The sequence below is a fragment of the Luteitalea sp. genome (assembly GCF_044337415.1).
Lineage (GTDB): Bacteria > Acidobacteriota > Vicinamibacteria > Vicinamibacterales > Vicinamibacteraceae > Luteitalea.
Window position 1 is genome coordinate 1 of the sequence record NZ_JBIINP010000363.1, and the last position, 2,988, is coordinate 2,988.

Here is a 2,988-nt window from a genome sequence, read left to right on the forward strand (position 1 = left end):
CGGACGCTCACGCCAGTCGGCGGGGTCGTCGTCGAGCAGCATGCGGCGATCGCCCCAGTAGAACATGTCGATCACCGCGACCACGTAGCCGCGGCGCGCGAGGTCCTCGGCGATGGCCCGGCCGCCGTAGTAGCGATCGCGGAACTCGCGGAAGATCGCGTGTTCGCCCTGCACCGGCACCAGCTTCTCCTTGCCCCACAGGTAGAAGCCGCCGTGGTCGTGCAGCGCGACGATGCCCGGCGCGGGCTTCGCGGCAGACGCGGTCTTCGGTACGAGCACGTATGCGGGCACCCGGATGTCTGGCGTGGTGCTGAACGTGATCCGCTCGCGCACGTAGTCGCCGCAGTCCACGGCCTCGTGGCGCTCGGCGGCAGGAGGCGTCGGCGGTGGCGCGTAGTGAAGCAGGTCGAGCACCTTCGCGACGGTGTCGCGTCGCCAGGCGCGCACGTCGCTGAAGCGCGACTGCAGGAAGGACAGCGGGAACTCGCCCTTCACCGCCTGCGAACGGATGAACGGGAACAGCGAGCCGACGTCGGACGACGAGGGCGCGGTGGCTGCCTGGGCCGGCAGGGGCAACGAGGACGCGACGCGCGCGTCGAGCGCGGGCAGGGCGCCGACCGCGGCCGTGGCCTGCAGGAAGCGCCGACGGTCGAGGCGCAGGGGGGAGGTCCGCTCAGGCATGCGGCATCGTGACCGAACCCGTCGCGTGTCGCAACAACAGAGGTAGGCCGCGGTGTCTCACCGCGCCGTTGGTGCTCACGGCGGGATGAGGACATCCCGCCCTACCTCTACCTCGATGTCTTGACCGCCGTCAGCGTGCGGATCAGGCCGTCGCTCTTGGTGATCAGGTAGATCTCGCCGGCCGCGTCCTGCGTGAGCCGAAGATCGACGCGCCCGCGCCCGGAGATCGCCGCAGCGCCCGGCAGCGTGTCGCCACGCCCGCCGCGCGCCTTGAACGTCGTCTCCACCAGCGCTCGCAGGCCCGCGTCGAGCTCGTGCAACGGCGCCATCGTGTCGGCCTTCCCGTCGTCGGCGGCGATCACGTCGGCGAGGCGCGCGTACCAGAGGCGACCGGTGGTGATGTCGCCGAGCAGCAGCGTGTCCTTCAGCGCCGGGATCGCGTTGCCGCGATACACGAAGCCGCCGGCGATCGCGTCGCCGCCCAGGCTGGTGTGCGGATAGGCGACGACCGGATACACCGGCGTGGTCGTGCCGCGCGTGACGGTCGCCGTTACCTGCACGGGGATCGTGTCGTCGGCGGGGACGGCGGTCATGCCCTTCGGCGTCATCGCCTGCGGCCCCTCGCGCAGCGGATAGCCGTAGTTGGCGCCCTTCTTCACGATCAGCACCGTTTCCCAGCCCGTCAGCCCGATGTTGAAGGCAAACAGGCGCGGCGCGGTCGGCTGCGCGGGATCGACGTCCCAGACGAGGCGATGCGGGTTGCGCACGCCGAGCGCCCAGATCTCCTTGCGCGCTTCGGGGATCGACACGAAGGGGTTGTCGTTCGGGATGCGGTAGCGGCCGTTGGCGCTCACCGTGGTCGTGGCGACGTGTTCGCGCAGGTCGGGCACGATGCGCAGGATCTTGCCGCCGAGGGTATCGAGGCGCTGCGGCACCAGGTGCCGTGCATCCTGCCGCTCGCCCGCGCCGGCGTCGCCGACGCCGACGTACATCACGCGCCACTCGGGATCGCCAGGACGCGCCACCGGGTTGAACGTCATCTCGCCGAGCGGGTGAATGGGCGTATCGAGCGGCATCCGGAGGATCTCGCGCGCGGTGCCCTCGAAGGTCGCGTTGGTGACGTCGCGATCGGTCCACTCCACGATCACGCCGACGCGATCGACCGGCACGTCGGGGCGCACCGGCGGCATCACGAGATCGGTGACCGCGTAGCCCTTGAGGTCGAGGCCCGTGACCGCGCCGGCGCGAGGCGCGGCTGGCGCGGCCGTCGTCGGGTCTTCCGTGTGGATCGTGTAGAAGACGCCGTTGCGCGCGTAGTCGGGATCGAGCACGACGTTGATCAGGCCCATCGCGAAGTTGCGCTGGTACGTGAAACGCGGGAACAGGCCCGGCCGACCGTCCAGGCCGTTGAAGTCGAGGTAGGTCGTGAACTGCTTCGTGCGGCGGTTGAGCAGGTAGAGCGGCCCGTTCAGGTCGGGCACGAAGAAGCGCTGGCCGCCGGGTTCCTCGCGCAGGAAGTTGACGCGCGAGAGCTGCGCCCGCGTGAGGTCGCCGGTGGGGTCGCCGGTGATGGGCAGTCGCACGTATTCGGCGAGCCTGGCCTTCGCCAGTGGGGCCGTGCGCGCCGCACCCGCCGCGCCGGTGGTCCCTGCCGAGACGTCGCCGCGCGCGAGTGCGCGCAGGTACGCCACGATGCCCGTCACCTGCGCGTCGGTGAGCATCGCCCCGAATCCGGGCATCATCGTCGTCGGTACGCCCTGCTTGATGACGGCGATGATCGCTTCGTCCGTGAACCCGTGGTCCCAGGCACCGTCGGTGAGATCGGGCGGCTGCTTGCCCCCGTGCTCCTGGATGATCGTGATCAGCACGCCCGCCTTTTCGGCCCCCTGCGCGCGCGGGCCGTGGCACGACGCGCAGTAGATCGCGTAGGCCTGCTGGCCGACCGCGACGGGGTCCTGCGCCGCGGCGGGTCTCGCCGCCGGTCCTGGCGCCTGTCCCGCGCCGGCCGAGAGCACGGCCCCCAGCAACAGGGCAGAGCCCACGACTGCCGCCGACATCACTGACGTCCTGACCATGTCCCGTCTCCTGAAGAGTGACGACAGGATAGACGCACCGCCGCCTCATGGGGCTGGGCGCTGGGTGCTGGATCCAGCCCCAAGCCCCTAGCTCCGGGAGTGTTCAATGTTTTGAGTCACTCCAGAATCTGCGCTACACTGCCGAGGTCGTGAACCCTCCAGCCGAGCTCCTGCGCAGCCGTGGCATCCAGGTGACGGCGCAACGCCTCGCGGTGTTGCGCGCGGTCTCGTG

Annotated in this window: 1 protein-coding gene and 1 pseudogene; both read right to left on the minus strand. The window is 70.4% G+C overall.

Annotated features, from left to right (window positions below):
* A pseudogene (locus ACIRDX_RS22325) lies at nt 1–681 on the minus strand (hypothetical protein); the annotation flags it as partial.
* Nucleotides 682–788: 107 nt separating this feature from the next.
* A complete protein-coding gene (locus ACIRDX_RS22330) occupies nt 789–2,756 on the minus strand; it encodes a PQQ-dependent sugar dehydrogenase (protein ID WP_396627622.1) in 1,968 nt (655 codons plus the stop codon).
* Nucleotides 2,757–2,988: the final 232 nt, after the last annotated feature.